The organism is Comamonas jiangduensis (assembly GCF_030162955.1).
Taxonomy (GTDB): Bacteria; Pseudomonadota; Gammaproteobacteria; order Burkholderiales; family Burkholderiaceae_C; genus Comamonas; species Comamonas jiangduensis.
Genome location: NZ_JARXOV010000003.1, coordinates 164206 through 183228, shown reverse-complemented (window position 1 = coordinate 183228; position 19023 = coordinate 164206). Strand labels below are relative to the sequence as shown.

Below are 19023 nucleotides of genomic sequence, written 5' to 3'. Positions count from 1 at the left end.
GCGTTTGAGGCAGACTTATCAAGCACCGTTAGCTATGCTTTTAATTTTTGGAAGTGCTGTGTCACCGCAGAAAATATCTGCGCACGGGGCACACAGGCAGCACCAGTTTGTGCGGCAGCGTGGAAAAAAGGTCTAAGCTTTGGGCTTTGCTCTTTGTGCACTGCTTATGCAAGTTCGATTCACCAAAATGCAAGGCGCTGGCAACGACTTTGTCGTGCTGGACGAGACCCAGGGGCGCTTGGGCCTGACGCCTGCGCACTACCGTTTTCTGGCGGATCGCCACTTTGGGGTGGGGGCCGACCAAATTTTGACGGTGCGCCCTTCCCCCGCACCAGGGGTGGATTTTGAATATGTCATCCACAACGCCGATGGCGGTGAGGTAGAGCAGTGCGGCAACGGCGCACGCTGTTTTGCACGTTATGTGCATGACAAAGGCTTGACGCCCAAGACCGAGATTCGCGTACAGACCCAAGCGGGGGTGATTGCCCCCCAGCTCACTGCGGATGGCCGCGTCACGGTGAACATGGGCGCGCCCGTGCTGGAGCCAGCGCGCGTGCCGTTTGATGTATCGGGCCTGCCGCAACAGCGCCAGTCTCAAGCGCTGGTGTGGCCCTTGGCCTTGCAAGGCCCTGCGCCGCTCGACCAGGTGCAGGTGGTGGCTGTGTCCATGGGCAACCCGCATGCGGTGCAACTGGTGGAGGATGTGGAAGCTGCCCCGGTGGCCATCGTCGGCCCACAGATTGAGCGCCATATACGCTTTCCACAGCGCGTGAATGCAGGCTTTATGCAGGTGCTCTCGCGCACTGCAGTCAAGCTGCGCGTGTACGAGCGCGGCGCCGGTGAAACACTGGCCTGCGGCACGGGAGCGTGCGCGGCAGTGGTTGCCGGTATCCTTTTGGGGGTGCTAGACCACCGCGTAGACGTGCATACTCGCGGGGGTCTGCTGACCATTGAATGGACGGGGGGCGCGCAAGACGCTGTCATGATGACGGGGCCTGCCACCACGGTGTTTGAAGGTCAGATACACATTCCCGAAGAACTATGAACAGCATTGAAACACCCGCCATGAATGAAGCCAGCATTGCCGAGTACCTGCTGCAACACCCAGAGTTTTTTGAGCGCCATGCAGAAATGCTGACGGCCGTGCACCTGAGCAGCGGTCACGGCCAGCGCGCTGTGAGCTTGCAAGAGCGCCAGGCAGAAATGTTGCGCGACAAAATCAAGGGCCTGGAAGGCCGCATCATGGAAATGGTGCGCAACAGCAGTGAAAACTCCGCCATTGCACACAAAATCCATCGCTGGAGCTGCAACTTGGCTGCGGTGCAAGACGTGCGCCAACTGCCCCGCGCCATTGCCGAAGGCATTCAAAAAGAATTCGATGTGCCGCAAGTCGGCATCCGCGTGTGGGATGTGGCTGGGCCTTATGTGGGCCAGCTGTTCACCATGGGCGTGAGCGAAGATGCCAAGTCGTTTGCCACCTCGCTGACCATGCCGTTTTGCGGCCCCAACCTGGGTTTTGAGCCCACGGCCTGGCTGCCCAACCCCAGTGAAGTGCAGTCTATGGCACTGCTGACGCTGCGCGAAGGCCCCAACGACAGCCAAAGCCCCGCCTTCGGTCTGCTGGTGTTGGGCTCGCCCGATCCGCTGCGTTTTGATGCCACCATGGGCACGGAATTCCTCTCGCGCATTGCCGAGCAGGCCAGCGCCGCGCTGGGGCGTTTGCGTGTGATGCCCTCGGGCAATTAATGGGCGCTTAGGCGCGAGCATGGGTATGCCAGACGCGGTTGCACTTGCGCCACAGCTGCAGGCCTATCTGCAGCATGTCGCCAGTGAGCGGCGCCTGGCCCCGCGCACGGTAGCCATCTACACCGAAGGCCTGCAGCAATTGCAGGCCATGGCTGCGCAAGCCGGCCACGAGGTGCTGGCACTGCAACCTCCGCAGATACGCCGTTTTGTGGCCGCTTTGCATGCCAAAGGCCGCCACGGGCGCAGCATTGCGTTGTGGCTGTCGTGCTGGCGTGGTTTTTTTAAATGGGCGGCGTGGCAGGGCTGGGTAGAGCGCAATCCGGTGGAGGGCATTCGCGCCCCGAAAACTTCCAAGCCCTTGCCCAAAGCCTTGGGCGTGGACGCGGCCGTGCAGCTGGCCGCATTTGTGAACGCTGCGGCAGACCCCTGGGAAGAGGCGCGCGATGCCGCCATGACCGAGCTGCTCTACAGCAGTGGCTTGCGCGTGAGTGAGTTGGCCCATCTGGACGTGCAAGCGGGCTCTGGGCTGGGGTGGCTGGATCTGCAGGCGGGTTTGGTGCATGTGACAGGCAAAGGCGGCAAGCGCCGCAGCGTCCCCGTGGGGGCGCCCGCCAAAGCTGCGCTGCAACGCTGGTTGGCGCTGCGTGCCAGCCGGTTTGGCGTTCAGTGGGCCGAGTCTGCGCTGTTTGTGGGCGCGCGCGGTGCGCGCATTACGCCGCAGATGGTGTGGCTGCGCTTGCGTCAGCGCAGCCAGCAAGCGGGCCTGCCGGTGGCCGTGCATCCGCACGTGCTGCGCCATTCGTTTGCCAGCCATGTGCTGCAGTCCAGTGGCGATTTGCGTGCGGTGCAAGAGTTGCTGGGGCACGCCAACATCTCCACCACGCAAATCTATACGCGGCTGGATTTTCAGCACCTGGCCCAGGCCTATGAGCAGGCCCACCCCCGGGCACGCAAGAAATCTTGAACGCTGCTTGCTTCTGAAAGAGGAGCTGCTAGCGGATGAAAGTAAAGCTTCTCAAGCTGTTTTAGTGCTGAGAAGCCTGTTTATCGAACGCTAGCCGCTCTTGTTTTTGTACAGCGACATGGTGTGCTTATTGCTTGTTACCTTTTTATACAAGCGAATGAGCGGGACAAGCACCATGGAGTTATTGCTCAAATACGAAGGACACCACATTCCCCCTGGCTGGGAGCGTTTGCAGGGCATGCGCATGGGGCGCAATGTGTGGGTGTTCAAGCTGCCACACCCAGACGCTGTGCTGGCGCTGATGCAGCAACTGGCGCAAGACGTGGACGAGCAAGTGCTGGCCTTGACGCTGGTGGCTGTGGTGCAGGTGGCCGCGCAGCAGTCGCCCGCCCTGCTGCTGGATAACGCCGTGCCGTTCATGGTGCTGTTGACGCGGCTGCGCTACCCGTGGCTGCAAAGCGGCATCGAAAAATATGTGGACGTGCACTTTCAGCCCATCATCGATTTGGCGGATGGCGGGCGCATCCATGCGCAAGAGGCGCTGTGCCGCTTGCGCACCCCAGACGGGGCATTGCTCAACGGCTATGAAACCTTCACCCTGGCGCGCCACCTGGGGCGGCTGGATGCGCTGGATATGGCGTTGCAGCAAAAAGCCTTGCAGCGCAAGGCCGCAGATTTGGAGCCGGGCACGACCTTGTTCTTGAACGTGCTGCCGTCCACGCTCATGCAGCCCCACTGGCCCGCGCAGTTTGTGCAGTGGCTCAGTGACTGGGGCATTGACCACCAGGAGGTGGTGATTGAAGTGGTGGAGAGTGAAAAAGTTGACCCTGCCGGGCTGGCACAGCGCTGTGATGACCTGCGCCGCCAGGGGCTGCGTATTGCGCTGGACGATATGGGGGCGGGCTTTAACTGCCTGTCGGTGCTGGGCATGGTGCGCTCTGACTACATCAAGGTCGACCGGGGGCTGGTGCACGAAGCGCGGGGCAGCCGGGTGCGCTCGGTGCTGCTCGAAGCGCTGGTGTCGATGGCCGAGCGCTTGGGTGCAACCGTGATTGCCGAGGGCTTGGAGCGCACCGAAGATGTGGCGTTTTGCCGCTCCCTGGGCATTCATTTGGTGCAAGGCTATTTGCTGGCGCGCCCCAGTTATGCACCATTAACGGGCAAGCTGGGGGTGCCCGCTGCCGACAAAAGCGTGCCCGTGCAGCGCGTGGACCGCTTTTGCATCACCGATGTGATCGAGTCGCCGCCGGCGTTTGATATCCAGGCCCCGCTGACGCTGGTGCGCCAAGCGTTTCGGGAATCGCCAGAGCTGCCGTGGTGCATGCTGACCGATGGGGGGCGCCCCGTGGCCGTCTTGCCCCGTGGGCGTGCGCTGGCGCGGCACACCCGCACGGTGGCGCAGGGCGCGCAGCCGTTGCAGCGCATGCTGCCGTTCAATATGGGCCTGACGGCCTTGGCGCGCAGCCTGTATCTGGAGCGCATGGAGACCACGCCCTGGGCGGTGGTGGATGAGCACGGCTGCTACATCGGCACGCTGGAGCCGATGATGCTGGTCTCTCACCTGCTGGCGCGGCAAGCGCATGGCGCCAGCTTGCACCCGCTGTCACAGTTGCCCACCGGGCCCACGCTGCGCCAGGCGATTGAAATGCGCATTGCCCGCAAGCATGGGCATCTGGAGCTGGTGTATATCGACCTGGATCATTTCAAGGCCTTCAACGACCGCTATGGTTTTGTGCGCGGCGACGCCATGATCCGCACGCTGGCAGAAATTTTGCGCCACGTGTTCGCGATGAGCACGGAGTGCATGCTCGGGCACATTGGGGGTGATGATTTCATCGTGCTGTTTGACCAGCCTGACCCCTTGCTCATTCCCCAGCTGCAACGCGCCATGGCGCAGTTTCATACCCTGGCGCAGCACCTGTACGACACCGAAGACCTGCAGCGTGGCTATTTTGTGACCGAAGATGGGGAAAGCCACCCCGTTGCCAGCATGTCGGTGTCGTGCGTGAACGGCAGCACGGGCATGCCGCAAGACTGTGTGGAAGCCTCGGCGCGCGCCGCCAAGCTGAAAAAAGTGGGCAAAAACGTAGGCGGCAATGTGATTGTGGTGGAGGCACAAACGCCGCGCGTGATTCACCCCGAAGCCCGGGGCGACAACATGTCGGGCTGGGAGGCGCATGTGCTCGACATCTTGCAGCGCCTGCTGCAAGAGCCGCGTGGGCGCGATGCCCGCGCGCTGGACCATGTCTTCAAGGCCTACCCGTTTTTTGAGGTGCTGTTTGAGCTGGATGCCCAGGGCGTGCAAACCTGTGCCAACTGGATCAACCCCGCCATGTACGGCCGCATTCGCGCAGGCGGTGCCGGGGCCAACCGCAGTGGCCAGTCCTACTTTGCCCATGTGCGGGACAGTGGGCAGGCTTTTGTCTCCCCCATTTACCTGTCCAGCGCCACCGAAGACTTTTGCCTGACCATTGCCGTGCCGATGTACGGCACCAGCGGGCGCTTTACCGGTGTTTTGGTGGGGGACTTGAACCTGGCCTCCATGGCCAGCCTGCTGGAAAACCGTGTGGTTGCCTGAGGGTGTATTAATATTGATAGCTACCAGCGCTTTCTGTATAAGCGTCAGAGCCTTAAAACACTAAGAATTGGCACATCCCTGCTGGGGCCATGTGCTTGCTGCACTGGCTACACTTTCGGCCTCTGGCGCGCGGCCATCGTCGGCTGAGCGCTTGGGCTTTGATTAATCAGCAAGCTGCACGGCTGCAGTTTGCACATTGCGACAAGGTTGTACTTCCATGGCACTCATTCCCGTCAGCATCCTCACCGGCTTTTTGGGCGCGGGCAAGACCACGCTGCTCAAGCGCGTGCTCAGCGAGTCGCACGGCATGAAGATCGCTGTGATTGAAAACGAGTTTGGTGAAGAAAACATCGACACCGACATTCTGCGCGCCGAGTCCACCGAGCAAATCCTGCAGATGAGCAACGGTTGCATCTGCTGCACCATCCGCGAAGACCTGCGCGAAGCGCTGCAACTGCTGGCCGCCAAGCGCCGCAAGGGCCTGGTGGAATTTGACCGCATCGTGATCGAAACCACCGGTTTGGCCGACCCAGGCCCCGTGGCGCAAACCTTCTTCATGGACGATGAGATTGCGGAAACCTACCTGATCGACTCCATCTTGACCTTGGTGGACGCCAAGCACGCCAACCAGCAACTGGACGACCGCCAGGAAGCGCGCCGCCAGGTCGGCTTTGCCGACCAGATATTCCTGTCCAAGACCGATCTGGTGACCGAGGCAGAAAAAGACGCGCTGATTCACCGCCTCAAGCACATGAACCCCCGTGCCCCCATCAAGGCCGTGCACTTTGGCGATGTGGCCCTGAACGAGGTGTTTGACCTGCGTGGCTTCAACCTGAACGCCAAGCTGGACATCGACCCCGACTTCCTTAAGGAAGATGACCATGGTCATGACCACGATCACAGCCACTGCGACCATGACCACGGCCATTGCAGCCATGAAGGGCATGACCACGAGCATGCACACGGCCACGACTGCGGCCATGACCATGCGCACGGTGAGCACTGCAACCATCCGCACCATCACCACCATGACGACGATGTGAAAAGCTTTGTCTACCGTGCGGACAAGGCCTTCGATCCCGCCAAGCTGGAAGACTTTCTGGGTGCCATCGTGAATATCTACGGCCCCAAGATGCTGCGCTACAAAGGCGTGCTGCACATGCAGGGCACCAACCGCAAGGTCATCTTCCAGGGCGTGCACCAGTTGATGGGCAGTGATTTGGGCCCAGACTGGGCAGAGGGCGAAAAGCGCCAAAGCAAGATGGTCTTCATCGGGATTGATTTGCCGCAAGATATCTTGCGCCAAGGTCTGGATCAGTGCTTGGTATAAGGGGGTGAGGCCCTGAAAAGCATTGTGCGAATCAGGGTTAAACCAGACAAGCTTGTGCGTTATGTACAACTTTAGGGGTTAAGCCGTGTCTGACCGATACAATCGCGCCCCTGATAAGAACCCGGTACTTCATACCTGATGGGTGAACCGACTGGGCCGTGCTAGTACTGTGAGGAGACAGGAAGTGACAGCAGTCGATACGAGCAAGAAAAAAGCCGCACCCAAAGTGGTTGCCGCCACCGCCGAGCAGAAGGGTAAGCCCGCAGGCGAAAAAACTGCAGCCAAGCCCAGCGCTGCTGCCGCCAAAACCACAGCGGGCAGCAAGTCCCGCGCTGTGACCCATGAACCCACCAAGGCCGCTGCTGCACCTGCAGCAGTTACCAAGGCCGTTTCAAACAACACCATGCCAACGACAACTTCTGTGCCTACTTCCTCTGTGACCAAACGCGACCCCAAGCTGGCGAACAACTGGAAGACCAAGCCTTTGGAAGAGCTGACCGATGCGGAAATCATTGCGATGCCTGACGACGAGTACATGAACGATGTACAGATGGCGTACTTCCGCGCCAAGCTGGTCAAGCTCAAGCAAGACATGCATCAAAACGCGGGTGAAACCGCAGAAAACCTGCGCGAAGACACCGTGGTGGTGCCCGATCCCGCAGACCGCGCCACCATTGAAGAAGAGCATGCGCTGGAGTTGCGTACACGCGACCGCGAACGTAAGCTTTTGAAAAAAATCGAACAATCCATTGCTCGAATCGACGCAGGTGACTATGGTTACTGCGATGAGACGGGTGAGCCCATCGGTGTGCCACGTTTGCTGGCACGCCCGACAGCGACACTGTCGCTGGAAGCGCAGCAGCGCCGTGAGCTCAAACAAAAAATGTTCGGCGATTGAGGGAGTGCCGTGCTATCAGCACGGCTTTGAAAACTGCACATGCATCCAGACAGCGGAAAATCAGGTGGTTTTTTCAACAAGGTGATGCACATGGTGCGCGGCACCCCCGCTGCCAGTGCTTCATCTATCGATCCCGACAGTCTGAGTGCACGTGAAGTGCTGCAAGAGTCGATGGTGCGCAAGCGCCGCAATGAGGCCATACGCTTGCATGAGTTTGCCCAACTGCGGTTGCTGCGCCAGCGCAATGAAGTTGGGGGGCAAGTCAGTGCCAGCCAAGCCGCCAAGGATGATGCACTGTCATCCCTGCTCGGTCAGGAAACCCGCAGTACCGAAACCCTGCAAAAAATTGATGCCATTGAGGCACAAATGTCTGGCCAGTGGTGGCGCAGTTCTGCGCAAACTGCTGCCAAGGTAGAAAAAACCGCCACACCACGACCTTCCACGGCGCGCCCGCTGGGTGACATTCCTGTGCTGGGTGAAGACAGCGTGGTGCAGCCCCCAGCCCCTGCGCCGGTAGCACTGCCCTCGCAGGTGGTGCCTATGTCCCCTGCGCCCGCTGCCGCGCTATCGCCCGCAGCGCCTGCCGCTGCATTGCCCGTTTTTCAACCCCATCCCGACTTGGAAGAAGCCGCCATCTTGTTCGCCCATGGTGATATGGACGGTGCGCGCACCCGTTTGCTCGAGCAGTTGGTGCAGGTGCTCAGTACGGAGGCGGTGGATGAAGACAAAGCCGCTGTGCTGTGGCATGCCGTGCTGGACTTGTGCCGCGCGACCGGCGACGAAGAGGCTTTTGAACCGCTGGCCATTGACTATGCGGAGCATTTTGGGCGTTCGGCCCCGCTGTGGTCGTCGATTCCTGAGCGTATGGGCTTGCCTGCTTTGCATGGCGCGGCACGGCCCCATGCGCCTAAGCGACAGTTCCAATGGTCTTGCCCCTCGATGTTGACGGTGGGCTCGGTCACGGCGTTGCGTGCGGCGCAGGCAGAAGCTCCGCAGCCCTGGAGCATGTCGTGGCTGCGCTTGCAGTCCGTGGATGAGGCTGCACTGACGCCGTTGACCCAATTGCTGAATGCCTGGTCTGACGGCGAAGGGCAGTTTGTCTTGTCTGATGCGGGCAAACTCTTGCAACTGCTGGAGCGGCACACACCTGTGGGGAATGCCGCCACCTGCGCTGCGTGGTGGGAATTGCGTATGGCAGTGCTGCGCATGATGGATCGCATGGACGATTACGAGCAAGTGGCGCTGGATTATTGCGTGACCTACGAGGTGTCTCCTCCATCATGGGCCAAGCCGCAATGCCATTGTGTGGTGCAGGAAGAGGGGGAGGCGGATATCTCCATCTTGCAAGAGGCCTCGCTGCACTCTGCCCATGCACAGGCCAAGGGGCTGGTGCCCGTTCCGGTGGCTTCGGCCATGCAGGGACTGGCAGGCGTGATTGAAGGCGACCCACAAGTGTGGCTGGATGCCTTGACTGCGCAGGCCAAGCCCGGCCAAGTGCTGGAAGTGGCGTGCGACAACTTGATCCGCCTGGATTTTGTGGCCGCTGGTGGTTTGCTCAACTGGGCTGCAGAGATGCAAAACCAAGGCTATATCCTGCGCTTTACGCAGTTGCACCAGCTGGTTGCGGTGTTTTTTCACGTGATTGGGATTCACGAGCACGCCACCGTGCAGGCGACGCTCGCCTGAGTGCCTAAAAAATGCAGAATGGGCGCTTGTATTCACAGGCGCAGCCCTTATCTGCATTGGCTATGGAACAGTATCACGGCACCACCATCATCAGCATCCGTCGCGAAACCCCCGAGGGCGTGCAAGTCGCCATTGGCGGCGATGGCCAAGTCACTCTGGGGCACATTGTGGTCAAGGGCACCGCGCGCAAGGTGCGCAAGCTCTACCACGGCAAGGTGCTAGCGGGGTTTGCCGGCGCTACCGCCGATGCGTTCACCCTGTTTGAGCGTTTTGAAGCCAAGCTCGAAAAACACCAAGGCCACCTGACCCGTGCAGCCATTGAGCTGACCAAAGAATGGCGCACCGATCGCGTACTGCGCAAACTGGAAGCGATGCTGGCCGTGGCCGACCACTCCGCTTCGCTCATCATCACGGGCAACGGCGATGTGCTGGAGCCCGAACAAGGCATTGTGGCAATTGGCTCGGGCGGTGCGTATGCCCACTCGGCGGCCAAAGCCTTGCTCAATAACACCGACTTGTCCGCAGAGGAAATCGTGAAAAAGTCGCTGGAAATTGCGGGTGAGCTGTGCATCTACACGAACATGAACCACACCCTAGAGGTGTTGCCCACCACGCCGCGCTGATTGGCTGTGAAATATTAATAGCTGCTAGCGCTTTCTGGATAAGCGCTAGAGCCTGATTTGACTGATATTTGCTTATGTCCTCCATGACCCCCCAGGAAATTGTTTCCGAGCTGGACAACCACATCGTGGGCCAGTCAGCGGCCAAGCGTGCCGTGGCTATTGCCTTGCGCAACCGCTGGCGTCGCCAGCAGGTGGCGGATGGCCTGCGCCAAGAGATCACGCCCAAAAACATTTTGATGATTGGCCCCACTGGCGTAGGCAAGACCGAGATTGCCCGCCGTCTGGCACGTTTGGCCGATGCGCCTTTCATCAAGGTGGAGGCCACCAAGTTCACCGAGGTGGGCTATGTGGGCAAGGACGTGGACTCAATCATTCGCGATTTGGCGGAAATTGCCGTCAAGCAAGCGCGCGAGAGCGAAATGAAAAAGCTGCGCATGCGGGCGGAAGACGCGGCCGAAGACCGTGTGCTGGATGTGCTGCTGCCCCCAGCGCGCACGGGGGATGCTCCCGTGGAAGACAACAGCACGCGCCAGATCTTTCGCAAAAAGCTGCGCGAGGGGCAACTGGACGATAAAGAAATAGAAATCGACTTGGCGGAAGCCAAGCCCCAGCTGGAGATCATGGGCCCTCAGGGCATGGAAGAGATGACCGAGCAGTTGCGCGGCATGTTCAGCCAACTGGGCCAAGAGCGCCGCAAGACGCGCAAGCTCAAGATCAAAGATGCCTTGAAGCAGTTGGTGGACGAAGAAGCCGCCAAGCTGGTCAACGAAGAAGAGACCAAGGCCCGCGCCCTTGCCAACTTGGAGCAAAACGGCATTGTCTTTATCGATGAGATTGACAAGGTGGCGACACGCCAGGAAGCCAGTGGTTCTGACATCTCACGCCAAGGGGTGCAGCGTGACTTGCTGCCGCTGGTGGAAGGAACGACGGTGTCCACCAAGTACGGCATGGTCAAGACGGACCATATCTTGTTCATCGCTTCGGGGGCCTTCCACCTGTCCAAGCCCAGTGATTTGATTCCGGAGTTGCAAGGGCGCTTTCCGATCCGCGTGGAGTTGCAATCGCTGTCGGTGCAAGACTTTGAGGCCATCCTGACGCAAACCCATGCATCGCTGACCAAGCAGTACCAAGCGCTGCTGGAGACCGAAGGGGTGCAGCTGCACTTCACCCCAGATGGCATCACCCGTTTGGCCTACACCGCTTTTACCGTGAACGAGCGCACAGAAAATATCGGCGCGCGCCGTTTGTCGACGGTGATGGAACGTTTGCTCGATGAGGTGAGTTTTGATGCCGTCAAATTGGCAGGGCAGACCGTCACGATTGATGCAGCCTATGTGGATGCACGACTGCAAATGCTGAGCCAGGACGAAGACTTGTCGAGATACATCCTGTAACCAAATCATTGCCCGCACATCCCCCTTGGTGACGCCTTGTCACCAAGGGGGATTTGTTTTGATAAAGAACGTAAAAGGGCTGTAGGACAGCATTGTTCTGCTGATGAGCGGTTAAGTGATTGAAAGTAAAAGACTTTTTGGTTTTTTGGTCGATTTTTTACTTTCTAAGTCATTGATTTCATTGCAAATGTTTGTGAAGGCCCTAATAGCGTGGCCCGAATTTGCTGCTACAGTGCAAAAAAGTGCAATTAAGTGGTGCAAATTGCCTGAAACGCCCTGTGAAGGGCGCTCAAGGCCCAAGTAAACGGGGTGTGATCGATCGTGTTTCAAGGGGCTTCTTCGCTGAATCTCGACGGCAAGGGCCGGTTATCCATACCGACCCGGCATCGTGACGCCCTGATTTCCCAAGCACAAGGCCAGATCACTATCACCAAACATCCCCACGGATGTCTGATGCTCTTTCCGCGTTCTGAATGGCTGCTGTTTCGTGAGCGCATTGGCCAATTGCCCATGTCGGCGCAGTGGTGGAAGCGCATCTTCTTGGGCAATGCCATGGATGTAGACATGGACGGCACGGGCCGCGTGCTGGTCTCTCCAGAGTTGCGCCAAGCAGTAGGCCTGGATCGAGAGGTGATCTTGCTTGGCATGGGCAATCACTTCGAGCTTTGGGACAAAGCCACTTATGAAGCCCATGAGGCGCAAGCCATGCAAGCGCCCATGCCCGACGTATTTCAAGATTTCGCTTTCTAAAGGGTGCGCTTTGAATCAGCCCCTCCAACACATCACAGTTTTACTGAACGAGGCGGTAGACGCCTTGCTGGGAAATGATCCGTCTGCTGCGCATGGCACTTATGTCGATGGCACTTTTGGCCGTGGAGGCCACTCGCGACTCATCCTCTCCAGGCTGAGCCCGCAGGGGCAGCTGATTGCGTTTGACAAAGACCCGCTGGCGATTGCAGAAGCCGGACGTATCCAAGACGCCCGTTTTTCTATTCGTCACCAAGGGTTCCGCAATATCAGCGAATTGCCAGATGCCAGTGCCGATGGCATCTTGATGGATTTGGGGGTGAGTTCCCCCCAGATCGACCAAGCTGATCGCGGTTTCAGTTTTCGCTTTGATGGCCCTTTGGATATGCGCATGGACACCACCCGGGGCCAAAGCGTGGCCGAGTGGCTGGCAGATGCCGAGGTGCAGCAGATCACGGATGTCATCCGTGATTACGGTGAAGAACGTCTCGCTTACCCCGTGGCCAAGGCGATTGTGGCGCACCGCGAGGCCCATGGCCCTTTGCAAACCACCACCGAATTGGCACAGTTGGTAGGCAAGGTGGTGAAAAGCCGCGATGGTCAAAACCCCGCGACACGTACTTTCCAGGCACTGCGCATTTTTATCAATGCGGAGTTGGTGGAGCTGGAAGAGGCGCTGGCGGCCAGCTTGCGCGTGCTCAAACCGGGCGGTCGTTTGGCGGTCATTAGCTTTCACTCGCTGGAAGACCGTATCGTCAAGCAGTTCATCGCGGAGCACTCCAAAGAGGTGTATGACCGCCGCACCCCATTTGCAGAACCCAAGCCCATGCGCTTGAAGGCGCTGGAGCGTATCAAGCCCAGCAAGGCGGAAGTCGATGCCAACCCGCGTTCTCGCAGTGCTGTGATGCGTGTGGCTGAACGTACCGAGGTGCCTGCATGACAGCCCGTGTACGGCTGCGCCAGACAAGGAGGGCGGCATGCTGCGCCTGAACTTCTTGTTGCTGGTCTCCGTGATGTTGAGTGCACTCTATCTGGTGCAAACCCAGTACGAGTCGCGCCGACTTTTTACAGAGCTGCACCGCGCCACCAATGAATCCCGCAATTTAGAGACGGAGTACCAGCGTCTCCAAGTGGAGTTGCGTGCCCAGTCTTCACCCTCGCGCATCGAAGCATTGGCGGTTGCACAGGGCTTGCAAGGCGCTTCGCCCGCTATCACGCACTATGTGCATGACACCCAGCAAGTTGGGGGTGTGCAGTGAGGCGCGGCCTGAATTACGCATCCAGCCCTTTGCTGGCCAGCAAAACGCCCGCTTGGCGCAGCAAGTTTGTGATGGCTTGCGTGGTGTTTGCATTCGTCGGTTTGGCTGCGCGCGCGGCCTGGGTGCAGGTGATTGATAACGACTTTTTCTTGCGCCAAGGTGAGGTGCGTTTTGCACGCACCTTGGAGCTGTCCGCGAATCGCGGCCGTATTTTGGATCGCAATGGCTTGATCCTGGCATCCAGCGTGCCTGCCGCCAGTATCTGGTCGATCCCCGAAGACGTAGAGAAGAATTCGCCCGAAGACTTGGCCAAGTTGCCCCAGTTGGCGAAGTTGATGGATATGCCTTTGGATCAACTGAAGAAAAAGTTGGCGGAGGACAAGAGCTTTGTTTGGCTCAAGCGTCAGCTGGACTGGGACGTGGGCATGCAGATCAAGGCCTTGGGCATCAAGGGTATTTATCAGTCTCGTGAGTACAAGCGCCAGTACCCTGAAGGTGAAGCGGCTGCGCATATCGTTGGCTTTACCAACGTGGAAGACAAAGGCCAGGAAGGCATGGAGCTGGCCTTTGAAAAAGACCTGGCAGGCAAGGTTGGCTCACGCCGGGTGATCAAGGACCGCATGGGGCGCGTGGTAGAGGGCGTGGGGGAAGAAATTCCTCCGATTGATGGCCGTGATATTCAGCTTTCCATCGACAGCAAAATCCAGTTTTTTGCGTATCAAAAACTCAAAGAGCAGGTGATTGCGCACAAGGCCGTGGGCGGTACGGTGGTGGTGATGGACGCCAAAACCGGCGAACTTTTGGCGCTGGCCAATTATCCGAGCTTTAACCCTTCCAACCGCAAACGCTTGACGGGTGAGCAATTGCGTAACCGTGCGATTACGGATGTGTTTGAGCCGGGTTCCACCATCAAGCCCATCACCGTGGGTGTGGCGCTGGAAAGCGGCAAGGTGCGGCCGACGACGACGATCGACACCTCCCCAGGCCGCATCAATGTCACGGGCTCCACCATTTCTGACACCAAAAACTACGGCCTGTTGACCGTGGAAGGGGTGATTCAGAAGTCATCCAACGTGGGTACCACCAAAATTTCGCAGCAACTGACGGCCAAAGAGATGTGGGAGACCTTCTCTGCGGTGGGTTTTGGTCAAAAGCCGCAAATTTCTTTCCCCGGTGCGGCCAGTGGCCGTTTGCGGCCCTATAAGACGTGGCGCCCTGTAGAGCAGGCCACCATGTCGTATGGCTATGGTTTGTCGGCCAGCTTGCTGCAAATGGCGCGCTCCTACACCGTGTTCTCCAATGGCGGTCACGTCATTCCGGCGACCATGCTGAAGTTGGACAAGCCGCCAGTGGGCGTGCCGGTCTTTTCGGAGCGCACGGCGGAGCAGGTGCGCAAGATGCTGGCTTTGGCGACAGGCCCCGGTGGCACGGGCCAGCGGGCCCAGACGGTGGGTTATTCCGTCGGTGGCAAGTCGGGTACCGCTCGCAAGCAGGTCGGCAAGAGCTACGCCGCGGGAAAATACCGCGCTTGGTTTACCGGCATGGCGCCGATCGAGAATCCGCGTGTGATTGTGGCGGTGATGGTCGATGAGCCCAGCAACGGCACCATCTACGGTGGTGCTGTGGCTGCGCCTGTTTTTAGCACGGTGGTTCAGCAGAGTTTGCGACTTTTGGGTGTGGCTCCTGACATGGCGGTACAGCCCCAAATTGTTGCCAACCCTGTGGAGGAGTCGCTGTGAGCAGCGCGCCTGAATTATTAAATGACCTGCAGCAAGCCCATGCTTGGCTGCGTGCCCGCGTGACAGGGCAACTGCGTACAGACAGCCGCCTGGTGCAGCCTGGTGACGGGTTTATTGCCTGGCCGGGAGGCGTGACGGATGGGCGAGAGCACGTGGCATCCGCATTGGCACGTGGTGCGGTGGCATGTCTGGTAGAGCACAAAGGCATGGAAGCCTTTGATTTGCAAGGGCCCGTAGCTAGCTTTTTAGGTTTGAAAGCTGCCACTGCGGAGATCGCAGCCCTCTGGTGCAAGCATCCCTCAGCGCAGTTGCAAGTGCTGGCCGTGACGGGGACCAACGGCAAAACATCGACGGCGTGGTGGCTGGCGCATGCTTTGGCGCACTACCAGCAGGGAGCACGCAAGGGCTGCGCCATGGTAGGCACCCTGGGCATTGGCGTGCCGCCGAAGGTGGTGAGTACGGGCATGACCACGCCTGACCCGGTATGCTTGCAGTACGCTTTTGCAGACTATGTGCAGCAAGGCATTGCTGCGTGCGCGATCGAGGCTTCTTCAATTGGCTTGGAGGAACACCGCCTTGATGGCACGCAGATGCACACAGCCATCTTTACCAATTTCACCCAAGACCACTTGGACTACCACGGCAGCATGCAGGCCTACTGGCAAGCCAAGGCCAAGCTGTTTGCATGGCAAGGCTTGAAAGCAGCTGTGATCAATGTCGATGATGCGCACGGCATGGGTTTGGCCGCCCAGCTGCAAGCCGAAAACCGCCTGGATGTGTGGACGGTGGCGGTAGAGAACCCCGCACGTCTGCAAGCACGCCATGTGCGTCATGGCTTGCGGGGCTTGAGCTTTGAAGTGCAAGAAGGCACCCAAGTTTTCACGATGGAAACCGGGTTGATTGGCCAGTACAACGTGAGCAATATGCTGGGCGTGCTGGCCACCTTGCGCACCCTGGGCGTGAGCTTGGCAGATGCCGTGAGCACCTGCATGGATTTGGAGCCGGTGCCCGGCCGCATGCAGCAAATTGCCCAAGCACAGCAGCCCCTGGTGGTGGTGGACTACGCCCATACGCCGGACGCTTTGGAGCAAGCCTTGAAAGGCTTGCAACCCGTAGCGCAAGCGCGTGGCGGCCAGCTGCATTGCGTGTTTGGCTGCGGCGGCAACCGCGATGCCACCAAGCGCCCCTTGATGGGCCAGGCCGCGCAGCGGCAAGCCGATGTGGTCTGGGTCACCAGTGACAACCCCCGGGGTGAGGTGCCTGCGGCCATCGTCGCAGACATCACGGCCGGTATGCAACTGCAGGGCGTGCATGTGGTGGTGGATCGCGCCCAAGCCATTGAGCAAGCGATTGCCCTGGCAGGACACCGTGATGTTGTGCTGCTGGCAGGCAAGGGGCATGAGGACTATCAGGAAATTCAGGGTGTGAAGCACCCGTTTTCTGACATGGACAAGGCGTCTCAAGCCTTGGCCCAGCGAGAAGGACAGAAGTAATGATGACTTTGCAACAGGCATGGCAGTGGATCCAGGCCTTCCAGCCGCAGGCGCGACTGGTGGGAGATGGCGCTACGCCCGTGCTGCGTGTGCATACGGACAGCCGCACTTTGCAAAGTGGTGACTTGTTTGTGGCGCTCCAAGGCGAGCGCATGGATGCCCATGCATTTTTGCCCCAGGTCAAGGCGCAGGGCTTGGCTGCGGCTGCGTTGGCACATGGTGGTTTGGACGCTTTAGGTTTGCCTGGCATTGAAGTGCCAGACACCACCCAAGCCTTGGGTGCTTTGGCCGCAGGTTGGCGCAGCATGTTTGGCCTGCCCTTGATTGCCGTGACAGGTAGCAATGGCAAAACCACGGTCACGCAAATGATTGCCAGCATCTTGCACGCGCAAGCGGGTGATGCGGCGTTTGCCACCCAAGGCAATTTCAACAATGCGATTGGTGTGCCGCTGACCCTGTTTCGCCTGAGTGCCGCGCACCAGCTGGGCGTGGTGGAACTGGGCATGAACCACCCGGGCGAAATTGCCGAGCTGGCACGCATTGCCCAGCCGACGGTGGCGCTGGTGAACAACGCCCAGCGTGAACACCAAGAGTTCATGCACACCGTGCAGGCGGTGGCGGAAGAGAACGGTAGCGTCTTGGGCTTTTTGCCCAAGGATGGCGTGGCCGTATTTCCTGCCGATGAAGCATTTACCCCGCTGTGGCACAAGCTGGCCGCAGGCCGCAAGGTGCTGACGTTTGGCGGCGAAGCGGCCGACGTGCGCAGCACCAAGGCGCAATGGGCCGATAGCGCCTGGCAGGTGCAGGTGCAAACGCCACAAGGCAGTTTTGACTGCGCGCTGCACATCGCAGGCCGCCATAACGTGCGCAATGCGCTGGCCGCTACGGCATGTGCCTTGGCTGCAGGCGTGCCCTTGGCGGCGATTGCGCGGGGTTTGAGTGCATTCAGCCCTGTCAAAGGCCGCTCGCGCTCGACCTCGGTGGTCTGCGCGGGCCGGCGCATTGATGTGGTGGATGACACCTACAACGCCAACCCTGACTCGGTGCAAGCCGCGATTGCGGTGCTGGCAGAGCTGCCTGGGCCGCATCTGCTGGTGCTGGGTGATATGGGCGAGGTGGGCGACCAAGGCCCCGCCTTTCACGCCGAAGTCGGTGCCCGTGCCCAGCAAGCGGGTATTGAAACTTTTATGGCCTTAGGCCCAAAAATGCAGCATGCCGTTGCTGCATTTGGGCGGGGTGCTACACATTTTGAAGATATGGCAGCGTTGATCGCAGCGGTGCAAGCCCATATGGGGCAAACCGGCAGTGTGCTGGTTAAAGGTTCGAGAAGTATGAAGATGGAACAAGTGGTGCAGGCGCTGGAGCGTGCTTGTGGGGAGGGCGCAGCATGCTGCTGATCTTGGCGGAATGGTTGCAGTCTCTGTCGCCTGACTTTAGTTTTTTGCGGGTGGTGCAGTACATCACCTTCCGTGCGGTGATGGCTGCGGTGACGGCACTGGCCATTGGTTTGTATGTGGGCCCCAAGGCCATCCGCATGCTGACGGCCTTGAAGGTGGGGCAGCCTGTGCGTGGCTATGCCATGCAAACCCACTTGGTCAAAAACGGCACACCGACCATGGGTGGCGTGCTGATCCTGTTTGCGATTGCCACGTCTACCCTGCTGTGGTTTGACCTCTCCAACCGCTTTGTCTGGATTGTGCTGCTGGTCACCATGGGCTTTGGTGCCATCGGCTGGGTGGATGACTGGCGCAAAGTGGTCAACAAAGACCCGGAAGGCATGCCCTCGCGCGAGAAGTATTTCTGGCAGTCGGTGATTGGCCTGATTGCTGCGGTGGCCCTGGTGTTCAGCATTTCGGAGAATTCCAACAGCCGCGTGTTTGAGCTGTTTGTAACCTGGGTGCAATCGGGCTTTTCGATGGATTTGCCGCCGCAAGCAGGTCTGCAAGTGCCGTTTTTCAAGGAAATCAGCTACCCGTTAGGTGTGCTGGGCTTTGTGATCTTGACGTATTTGGTGATTGTGGGCGCCAGCAATGCGGTCAACTTGACCGACGGCCTGGATGGCCTGGCCATCATGCCCGTCATCATGGTGGGCACGGCACTGGGCATTTTTGCCTATGTGACCGGCAACGCCAATTACGCCAAATACCTGCACTTCCCCAGCATTCCCGGCACGGGCGAGCTGATGATTTTCTGTGGCGCCATGGCCGGTGCGGGCTTGGCGTTTTTGTGGTTCAACGCCCACCCTGCGCAAATTTTCATGGGTGACGTGGGAGCGCTGGCGCTGGGCGGCGCGCTGGGCACGATTGCCGTGATCGTGCGCCAGGAGATTGTGCTGGCCATCATGGGTGGCATTTTTGTGGCCGAGGCGGTGTCGGTGATGCTGCAGGTGATGTGGTTCAAGTACACCAAAAAACGCTACGGCGAAGGCCGCCGTCTGCTGAAGATGGCACCTTTGCACCACCACTTTGAAAAGAGTGGCTGGAAGGAAACGCAGGTGGTGATCCGCTTCTGGATCATCACCATGCTGCTGTGCCTGATTGGCCTGTCCACGCTGAAGCTGAGGTAA

The 19023-nt window shown here is 59.3% G+C and carries 16 protein-coding genes; all 16 read left to right on the top strand.

Annotated elements, in window-relative coordinates:
• Positions 1-166: 166 nt before the first annotated feature.
• The 16 genes from dapF (at position 167) to mraY (ending at position 19023) form a co-directional block, all read left to right on the top strand.
• A complete protein-coding gene (dapF, locus tag QEP12_RS03770) occupies positions 167-1045 on the top strand; it encodes a diaminopimelate epimerase (RefSeq protein ID WP_174864005.1) in 879 nt (292 codons plus the stop codon).
• Complete coding sequence (locus QEP12_RS03765; protein WP_219163893.1) at positions 1042-1746, top strand: DUF484 family protein; 705 nt, start codon at positions 1042-1044, stop codon at positions 1744-1746. Before dapF ends, QEP12_RS03765 begins: the two co-directional genes overlap by 4 nt.
• 25 nt (positions 1747-1771) lie before the next feature.
• Entirely contained in the window at positions 1772-2710 is a 939-nt protein-coding gene (locus QEP12_RS03760; RefSeq protein ID WP_284213460.1) for a tyrosine recombinase XerC, read from the top strand.
• Between the two features lie 175 nt (positions 2711-2885).
• Positions 2886-5288 (top strand): EAL domain-containing protein, encoded by a 2403-nt coding sequence (locus QEP12_RS03755; RefSeq protein WP_284213380.1) that lies wholly within the window; start codon positions 2886-2888, stop codon positions 5286-5288.
• Between the two features lie 217 nt (positions 5289-5505).
• Positions 5506-6618 carry a CobW family GTP-binding protein gene (locus QEP12_RS03750; RefSeq protein ID WP_284213379.1) on the top strand — a complete coding sequence of 371 codons (1113 nt, stop codon included), beginning with the start codon at positions 5506-5508 and terminating at the stop codon, positions 6616-6618.
• 184 nt (positions 6619-6802) lie between these two features.
• Positions 6803-7516, top strand: coding sequence for an RNA polymerase-binding protein DksA (dksA, locus tag QEP12_RS03745; RefSeq protein ID WP_257469198.1), 714 nt, complete (start codon positions 6803-6805; stop codon positions 7514-7516).
• Positions 7517-7555: 39 nt separating this feature from the next.
• Complete coding sequence (locus QEP12_RS03740) at positions 7556-9202, top strand: STAS domain-containing protein (protein ID WP_284213378.1); 1647 nt, start codon at positions 7556-7558, stop codon at positions 9200-9202.
• Positions 9203-9264: 62 nt separating this feature from the next.
• Positions 9265-9825: an ATP-dependent protease subunit HslV gene (hslV, locus tag QEP12_RS03735; protein WP_219163897.1), complete on the top strand. Its 561-nt coding sequence runs from the start codon at positions 9265-9267 to the stop codon at positions 9823-9825.
• Positions 9826-9899: 74 nt separating this feature from the next.
• On the top strand, positions 9900-11219 hold the full coding sequence (gene hslU / locus QEP12_RS03730; RefSeq protein WP_219163898.1) for an ATP-dependent protease ATPase subunit HslU: 1320 nt from the start codon (positions 9900-9902) through the stop codon (positions 11217-11219).
• Positions 11220-11540: 321 nt separating this feature from the next.
• Complete coding sequence (gene mraZ / locus QEP12_RS03725; RefSeq protein ID WP_174863661.1) at positions 11541-11969, top strand: division/cell wall cluster transcriptional repressor MraZ; 429 nt, start codon at positions 11541-11543, stop codon at positions 11967-11969.
• 10 nt (positions 11970-11979) lie between these two features.
• Positions 11980-12906 carry a 16S rRNA (cytosine(1402)-N(4))-methyltransferase RsmH gene (rsmH, locus tag QEP12_RS03720; RefSeq protein ID WP_284213377.1) on the top strand — a complete coding sequence of 309 codons (927 nt, stop codon included), beginning with the start codon at positions 11980-11982 and terminating at the stop codon, positions 12904-12906.
• 37 nt (positions 12907-12943) lie between these two features.
• Positions 12944-13225, top strand: a complete 282-nt coding sequence (ftsL, locus tag QEP12_RS03715; RefSeq protein ID WP_174863659.1) for a cell division protein FtsL — start codon at positions 12944-12946, stop codon at positions 13223-13225.
• On the top strand, positions 13222-14964 hold the full coding sequence (locus QEP12_RS03710; protein WP_284213375.1) for a peptidoglycan D,D-transpeptidase FtsI family protein: 1743 nt from the start codon (positions 13222-13224) through the stop codon (positions 14962-14964). The genes ftsL and QEP12_RS03710 overlap by 4 nt, the downstream gene beginning before the upstream one ends.
• The gene (locus QEP12_RS03705; RefSeq protein WP_284213374.1) at positions 14961-16457 is read left to right on the top strand and encodes a UDP-N-acetylmuramoyl-L-alanyl-D-glutamate--2,6-diaminopimelate ligase; all 1497 of its coding nucleotides are present in this window, start codon (positions 14961-14963) and stop codon (positions 16455-16457) included. Before QEP12_RS03710 ends, QEP12_RS03705 begins: the two co-directional genes overlap by 4 nt.
• The gene (locus tag QEP12_RS03700) at positions 16457-17854 is read left to right on the top strand and encodes a UDP-N-acetylmuramoyl-tripeptide--D-alanyl-D-alanine ligase (RefSeq protein ID WP_284213373.1); all 1398 of its coding nucleotides are present in this window, start codon (positions 16457-16459) and stop codon (positions 17852-17854) included. The genes QEP12_RS03705 and QEP12_RS03700 overlap by 1 nt, the downstream gene beginning before the upstream one ends.
• A complete protein-coding gene (gene mraY / locus QEP12_RS03695; RefSeq protein ID WP_284213372.1) occupies positions 17845-19023 on the top strand; it encodes a phospho-N-acetylmuramoyl-pentapeptide-transferase in 1179 nt (392 codons plus the stop codon). The genes QEP12_RS03700 and mraY overlap by 10 nt, the downstream gene beginning before the upstream one ends.

Excerpts from the sequence above, each read along its gene's own strand:
- QEP12_RS03760 (WP_284213460.1), top strand. The coding sequence starts at position 1,772 with ATGCCAGACGCGGTTGCACTTGCGCCACAGCTGCAGGCCTATCTGCAG.
- hslU (WP_219163898.1), top strand. The coding sequence starts at position 9,900 with ATGTCCTCCATGACCCCCCAGGAAATTGTTTCCGAGCTGGACAACCAC.
- mraY (WP_284213372.1), top strand. The coding sequence starts at position 17,845 with ATGCTGCTGATCTTGGCGGAATGGTTGCAGTCTCTGTCGCCTGACTTT.
- hslV (WP_219163897.1), top strand. The coding sequence starts at position 9,265 with ATGGAACAGTATCACGGCACCACCATCATCAGCATCCGTCGCGAAACC.
- QEP12_RS03755 (WP_284213380.1), top strand. The coding sequence starts at position 2,886 with ATGGAGTTATTGCTCAAATACGAAGGACACCACATTCCCCCTGGCTGG.
- QEP12_RS03765 (WP_219163893.1), top strand. The coding sequence starts at position 1,042 with ATGAACAGCATTGAAACACCCGCCATGAATGAAGCCAGCATTGCCGAG.
- QEP12_RS03700 (WP_284213373.1), top strand. The coding sequence starts at position 16,457 with ATGATGACTTTGCAACAGGCATGGCAGTGGATCCAGGCCTTCCAGCCG.
- QEP12_RS03750 (WP_284213379.1), top strand. The coding sequence starts at position 5,506 with ATGGCACTCATTCCCGTCAGCATCCTCACCGGCTTTTTGGGCGCGGGC.
- QEP12_RS03740 (WP_284213378.1), top strand. The coding sequence starts at position 7,556 with ATGCATCCAGACAGCGGAAAATCAGGTGGTTTTTTCAACAAGGTGATG.
- ftsL (WP_174863659.1), top strand. The coding sequence starts at position 12,944 with ATGCTGCGCCTGAACTTCTTGTTGCTGGTCTCCGTGATGTTGAGTGCA.
- dapF (WP_174864005.1), top strand. The coding sequence starts at position 167 with ATGCAAGTTCGATTCACCAAAATGCAAGGCGCTGGCAACGACTTTGTC.